The following is a 6,503-nucleotide window of genomic DNA, read 5'->3' on the forward strand; positions in this document are numbered from 1 at the left end:
TCTAGGAATCTAAGGGTAAAAAGGAATAAGGGTAAGTATGAAGGTTTTCATTCCTCACAACCATCGGCGCTGCCAAGTATGCAGCCAAGGTTTTTTCGCAGACAGCCCCATTTGTTTTGAAGCCGTTAGCGAGCGCGAGACTTTAGTCAATCATAAAGCCTTGGCCAATCATGAAGCTTCAATTAAGAGTGAAGCTTTAGTTAAATATGAAACCAGAGCCAAGATTGTACCAACAGATAAAGCTGAGGGCTACGATGGCATCATGCAAGGTGGCATTGTTACTACATTACACGACAGCGCGATGCTGCATTGCTTGTTCCAAAATAGTATCACCGCGATGACGGTGAGTTTAACGTCTCGTTTTCATTATCCAATAGCTATTGGTCAAGAGTTAGAAATTCGCGCTCAATGGGTCAAAAGCCGACGCAACATTCACTTCTTAGAGAGCAACATCATTCAGAACGGAAAGCTGTGTTCATCGGCACAAAGCCAGTTTATGTTTTAGGTTTTAGCCATTAGCCATTAGGTAACACGTAATAGATCTCGGAGTTGGTAGAAGGTGTATGGGGTGGAATTCGGTAGGGTATTCAAATCGAACGTTATTTCAGGTTTTCATTATACAAACGTTGATATTCTCTGGGGGAGTAACCTGTGCTTTTGTTAAAGGTCGTTGAGAAAGTCGCCAAGCTTTCATAACCGACACTCATGCAAACATCGGTGACAGAATGGCCTTGCTTCAAGAGTTCTTTGGCTTTGGAAATACGCATGTCTTTCAGGTAGTTCCTAGGTGTCACGCCATATACCTGTTTGAAGACACGAATGTAGTGGAACCGAGACATAAATGCGGCTTTGGCTAGGTCATCTAAGTCTATTTTTTCTGGATAATACTCTTCTATGAATCGCTTCGATTGTCTGATGAGCACGTAATGTTTGGCAGGAAGTGATATCTCACTGTCCAAGCGGTCGAGCTCTTGTTCATAGAATGTTTTAGAGGGTGATGACATTGCTCGTTAACCCGTTATTGGATGGACACTTATTTATATTAGTCTTGTTCACTACGAAAGAGGCGGAACGACCAGCAGGTGATACCTTTAGCAGCACCTGTTGGTTGAATTAGCTGAGTGTTATAGCAGTTGCATCAACTGGATATAGTTACCACAGGTGTCGTCTAAGACGGCGATCATCACGCTTCCTGCTTCTCTTGAGGTAATTGAGAACTCGACTCCTAGAGCGACCAATCTTTCGTATTCTGCGTTAACGTCATCGACAGCAAATGATGTCCAAGGAATACCGGCTTCTTTCAATGAATCTTGGTATTGCTTAGCGGGTTCGAAAGCCATTGGCTCAAGCAGAAGTTCAACGCCCGATTGTTCTTGCGGAGACACAACCGTTAACCATTTGTGTTCGCCAAGTGGGACTTCCGTCTTATTGATAAAGCCTAAAAATATTGGTATAGAAATCTAGAGCTTTGTCTTGGTCTTCAACGGGAACACTTGTTACGACGATTTTCATTGTGAACTACCTTTAATTGTTGGGAACAGAAAAAGAATAACCAGAAGGCGGTGACAATACTTATTCTATATTGCTTTTATGGAAGTGTAGAGTCGAGTTGTCCTGTCTTTCGTACTTTGTTAAGCCCATTCTTTGCACAATAAATAGGGTTCTCTATAGTTAAAGTTATAACTATTAAAGCTAGGGCAGTATTGAATTTATCATAAAATTTCTTCACTTCTGATCGCACTGATATGTGTTCATTAGTCGAGCCTCCGTACTCGATTCAAATTCATTGCTGCCTTCTTCTGGAGGGCTGCTGATGCACAAATTCTTCAAATCGACACTCCGATACAGTGTCATTTCAATCGTTTCTCTCTTTCTATTCTTCAGTACTTTTGCTTCCTCTTCTCCACTTAAAGTCGGTGTGTACCCGTGTCCGCCTTTTGTGATCAGTTCGATGGAAAGTCAATGGAATGGCCTGAGTGTCGAACTTTGGGAACAGATCGCCAAAGAGATGGACGTTGAATATACGATAGAAAATCACCGTTTGGATGAACTACTCAATGCGATTGAAACCGAGCAAATCGACATTGGTGTCTCTTGTATTTCAATCACCCCAGAGCGTGAGCTGTTTGCTGACTTTTCCCATTCCTTTTACGAAACTCACCTTGCCATCGCAGTGAAGAAACAGGGCTACCTTCATACCTTGCGCGCCATTTTCTTAAACCCTGCATTGTGGATGATCATTGGTGTTATCGTTTTTATCTCTGGGGTCATTGGCGCATTTTTCTACGTATTGGAGCACGGCGAGAATGAAAAGCTCTATTCGATGAAAAGCCGTACTGGTCGTTGGTTAGAAAGCTTCATACTAGGCTTACTGTTCATCACTCGAGGCCCATTCAATTACTTTGAGTTCAAAAGCTTAACCGGACGAATTGCCACAGTATTCATTGGTGTATTGAGTATGCTATTCATTGCCAGTATTACTGCGGTATTAGCCAGTAAGCTCACGCTTAGCCAAGGCTCTTCTCATATTAAAGGCGTGAATGATCTCGCGGATGTAGAAGTAGGGGCAAAGGTCGCGACGACCTCTTCTTTAATGCTCACTAGCTTTGGTATTCGACACAAGAGTTATGTGGATATGCCGAGACTGTTGGCGGCTTTAGAGGAAGGTGAAGTTGAAGCCATCGTAGCCGATGATGTGGTACTCAAATATATGATCGGTAATGGCAGAATAAGTGGACAGTTCGATGATCTAGAGGTGTTACCGTATCAGTTAGAAAAGCAGAATTATGGATTTATCATTACTGAAAATAACTCATACGAAGAAGAGATAAACCGTGCGCTGCTGAAAATTCGTGAGTCGCGTAAGTGGCGTAAAATCTTGGTCGATTATTTTGCGGATCAATAACCGACACCTGCTGCTTGCTTCGACGTGTTCTAGGCTCATTCCGCTACAGTTAGTCTGAACTAGAAGCTTTGTTCTTTTTGAAATATTTGAACGCTGTCCAAACTGCATAAGCCGAAACACCGACAATCAATGCTGAGCGAAGGAGAATAGGGGCATCATGCTCAAGTTGACTAACGTGCGGCCCAATACTGGCAAATAATCGACTGGTAAAAAGCAGCCCCATTACTAACATTATAACTTTATTCATGTGACCTACCATTCAATCAGATGCTTTGCACAGAACAAGTTATGGACGGGTTAGGCTATTAATTCGGCCAAAACTATTCTGCTCGGAAATAAAAGCATGCGCTTCTCAAACGCGCCCGTCAACGCGATATCAGCTAAAAGCCAGTAAGCTAAAATTTCGTTTTTGGAAGTGAGTTACCCTAATGTTATCCGTTATGAGACTTAACTATTGACGAACCTGGAGAATCAAACGTGTTTTTGAGCCAGATTTGATCTTCTCTTTCAATTCGGCTTTATTATTTTTATCTAAAAAGGCGTCCCATTCATCGAGTAATAGTGTCTCTTGTGTATGGTTGATCAACCACTCTAGGCATTTCTTTGTGTACTCTCCGTCGGATAGGTTTTCTCTATCTAGCTCTGACTCCCAGGGCCAACATACGCGGTATGAAGGATTGAAGTACAGACCTCCAGCATCTCTTTGGTAGTCTTTGAGGAAAGTGGTTTTTCCTGAACCGTTCGAACCAATAACAGAGAGATACCCGTTATGATAAGCCTTAAGCTCTTTCGTGCTCACTGGTTTATGGGTTTGATTATCTTTGAGTTCAATAGTGCGCGTTTCCATTTTAAAAGGTGCTTTAGCGTCACTAAACTTGGTGAGTATTCGAAGCTGCCCTTTGATATTGGGGAGTAGGATAATTATCGATACTAACTCGTTTGCCGAAGCAAGGATATGGTAGATACGAGTCAGGTTGACCACAGTTCCTAGTTTAATCGCGGCATCTATTTGAGGTGAAAACAGCAAAAACACGACCAAAGAAGTGGTGGGTAAGAGGGAAAATAAAGAGGTGATCAGCATTGCAGCGTATTTGCTGCGAGCCTCATTCATCCTAGATGAAAGGTATGCCTCGGTGCTCAAGCGTGTATCACTCTGAAAACTTGCACGATTAATAGAGGATCCGTGATGATAGTTTTCATGGATGGCGGATAATTTCTTGGTAAGGATTGAGCCTTGAGTATTTCTAGTCTCTGACAACCACTCCATTCTTTTGGATATATACATCTTGTAGGCAGCAATAAAGAGTGAACTGACTAGGACAGAGAGAGCAAACCGATAATCTAAAACAACACTAATCACTAACAAGCTCAAACTGAAGTTCAGTAGTGCAGAGATAGAATGAAACGAATAACCAATAAAGTTAATGATGGTCTCTTTACCTTGAGAGACCAGAACTCCTTTGATGTTATCGGTGTCGGTTTTGTTGGTGCACGAACCGTAGATTGTTGTGGCAGCAGACCAAAAATCACTCAGAGCAGAGCAGAACCACGACTCCCGAGACATATCACTGAAATATGAAACACAGTAAGGTAGGACCATGCACGTCAAGTAAACAACGGCCCACAGTTTGAAATCAATACTATCGAAGCCAACATTGTTGACTTCGTAGATGATTTGAACGGATGCGTAGACAGATATTGCGATAGAGAGTTGGTGTATGCTCGCAAAAGAGATAGCTAACCAAGCGTGCGTATTGAACATGCTTAGCGCAATGGACCTTACTGATTCAAACTTCATGCAGGGAATATCCGTTTAGTGCTGTAATTTCGAAAGGCGTTTGCTTTGTTCTTTCTGTATTTAAGGAAATTAGCGTGCAACAACTCGATCTCCTCGTTAAGCGCCATATGCTCTTCTGCACTGACGTTATCCAGCCTCGCTTGGTGTTCTGGTAAGCACGCCCATTTTAAGAAATCCGATAACGTTGGCGTAACAATACTGTAAGTCACATGGAATGATTGATGAGACTCCGATATCGGGTTATGAGCAACGCCTTTAGGAACAAATAGGAGGTCACCTTCGTTGAGTACTATATCGTTTTGGCTCTTGCCAAATTGCCAGCGCTTCTGACCAACCAGTTGTTTGACCAACACATGGTGGTCGTCTTTGTGGTATCCCAACCCGCTGATTGAACCGTACGAAACATACAAGTTAGCTGATGTTTCACAATGAAGGCGTTCGCTAAGTTGCCGAGCTGTAGATGAAAAGTAGCCTTTGAACTCATCGATAGAGTCCATAGCAAATGTACCTCCCATTAAAAATTGATCGTATAGCTTATCGTTTCTTATATAGAGGTTGGTTTTCCCATGCTTATTCATGCCTTTGGCGGAAACCAATTCAGTTTGTTCGATCCCATTGCGGAAAAACCTAGCCCTGTCACTCGTCATTCTTGCTCCGGACAACAATGTCTCTATATGGTCGGTGATGGAGGAGCTGTCTTCATCCAGTGACCTCATCAACTGGGTCTTGTTAGAAAGCTGATTGTTAACCAATAGGGCACCGATGAATGCTTGCTCCTTCTCAGAAAAGCTCATATTTTCTCCAGTTTTGCATAACAAACTTCTAATACCTCTTTCCCTCTTGGTTTCAATAAGTGAGAGCCTAAACAAGAGCGAATAGAAGATAGTGTTTGCGCTAATAGTTGTTCTGTTGGCGGGTGAGCGCAATATTCTTCGGGTACGATCGATAACTCGTGTCGAAATAAGAGTAATTCGGTTCCTACAACTGCACTATGATATGACTTGTCGAGAGGGCGAGATTTATTTAAAACTGCAGAACGAGTCCAGTTCTCTTCCTTATACATATTTTCATACGAATAAAGGCCTCTAATCAGTTCTTCAATAAATAAGAGGTTATGTGTTAATTCATGAACAAGGAATTCGACTCGGTTATTTATACACCAATTTGTTTTAGGGTTTACCCAAATAACGCCCGGCATACCAGATGTGCTTCCTCCACTTGCTTGTTCTGAACGCATAAAAAACATGACATTAATAGCCAATTCGAAAACTTCATGGAGATCAGGCGATAACTCTTTTATATAGTCTAGAGAGAGTAAATAGTCTGCCATCTCTGCTGAAGTTACATTGCATGTTGAGTTAGATATGATGTCTGACTGAGATAAGTCGTCGAGTTTTGATAAGTTATAACCTGTAGATAGTTGACTACATAGATTTGGGTCATTTACTTTAAGTATCTGATTGCGATTTGTGATGTTATCCAGAGCTATTGGTATAAATTGCGATATTGTTTGTATATACGAATTTTTAAGGCTTTGCTTAGCATTATCTTGAGATAAGTTATTGATATCATTTTTTCTTGAATAGAGATCTAGGAAGTTCTTTTTTACAGCGTTTGAACCAAGTGAAAAATACATATTATCCTCCTGTAACCTGCTAGCTAATATAAAGCTAGCAGGTTAGTTTTAGTTACTCTTGATCTTCAAAAACGATCATGTTTCGACGATCATTACCATTGTTTGGTCCAGGGTGAGATCGTGAGCGTTTTTTAATCAAAATTATGATCGATTTGACGATCACA

General features: G+C 41.6%; 7 protein-coding genes and 1 pseudogene. 2 read left to right on the forward strand and 6 right to left on the reverse strand.

Translation table 11 applies throughout. The annotated features are described in order from the left end of the window. Positions 1 to 37 precede the first annotated feature (37 nt). Complete coding sequence (locus ED652_RS05585) at positions 38 to 505, forward strand: PaaI family thioesterase (protein ID WP_122053790.1); 468 nt, start codon at positions 38 to 40, stop codon at positions 503 to 505. A 94-nt stretch (positions 506 to 599) separates the two neighbouring features. On the opposite strand, the gene ED652_RS05590 is transcribed toward ED652_RS05585, so the two are convergent. Both ED652_RS05590 and ED652_RS05595 read right to left on the reverse strand, forming a co-directional pair. Next, positions 600 to 1,004, reverse strand: a complete 405-nt coding sequence (locus ED652_RS05590; RefSeq protein ID WP_122053791.1) for an AraC family transcriptional regulator — start codon at positions 1,002 to 1,004, stop codon at positions 600 to 602. A 120-nt stretch (positions 1,005 to 1,124) separates the two neighbouring features. Next, positions 1,125 to 1,512 (reverse strand): annotated as a pseudogene (locus tag ED652_RS05595) (VOC family protein). A gap of 301 nt (positions 1,513 to 1,813) precedes the next feature. On the opposite strand from ED652_RS05595, the gene ED652_RS05600 reads away from it, so the two are divergent. Beyond that, positions 1,814 to 2,905 carry a transporter substrate-binding domain-containing protein gene (locus ED652_RS05600; protein ID WP_122053792.1) on the forward strand — a complete coding sequence of 364 codons (1,092 nt, stop codon included), beginning with the start codon at positions 1,814 to 1,816 and terminating at the stop codon, positions 2,903 to 2,905. A 49-nt stretch (positions 2,906 to 2,954) separates the two neighbouring features. On the opposite strand, the gene ED652_RS05605 is transcribed toward ED652_RS05600, so the two are convergent. From ED652_RS05605 to ED652_RS05620, 4 genes are all read right to left on the reverse strand, one after another. After that, positions 2,955 to 3,152, reverse strand: a complete 198-nt coding sequence (locus ED652_RS05605) for a hypothetical protein (protein WP_017106023.1) — start codon at positions 3,150 to 3,152, stop codon at positions 2,955 to 2,957. Positions 3,153 to 3,356: 204 nt separating this feature from the next. Then, positions 3,357 to 4,703 carry a hypothetical protein gene (locus ED652_RS05610; protein WP_122053793.1) on the reverse strand — a complete coding sequence of 449 codons (1,347 nt, stop codon included), beginning with the start codon at positions 4,701 to 4,703 and terminating at the stop codon, positions 3,357 to 3,359. Beyond that, positions 4,700 to 5,497, reverse strand: a complete 798-nt coding sequence (locus tag ED652_RS05615; protein ID WP_122053794.1) for a cupin domain-containing protein — start codon at positions 5,495 to 5,497, stop codon at positions 4,700 to 4,702. Before ED652_RS05615 ends, ED652_RS05610 begins: the two co-directional genes overlap by 4 nt. Then, complete coding sequence (locus ED652_RS05620) at positions 5,494 to 6,339, reverse strand: HEXXH motif-containing putative peptide modification protein (protein ID WP_122053795.1); 846 nt, start codon at positions 6,337 to 6,339, stop codon at positions 5,494 to 5,496. The genes ED652_RS05615 and ED652_RS05620 overlap by 4 nt, the downstream gene beginning before the upstream one ends. Positions 6,340 to 6,503: the final 164 nt, after the last annotated feature.

This window comes from Vibrio sp. Evd11 (assembly GCF_900382755.1).
Lineage (GTDB): Bacteria > Pseudomonadota > Gammaproteobacteria > Enterobacterales > Vibrionaceae > Vibrio > Vibrio lentus.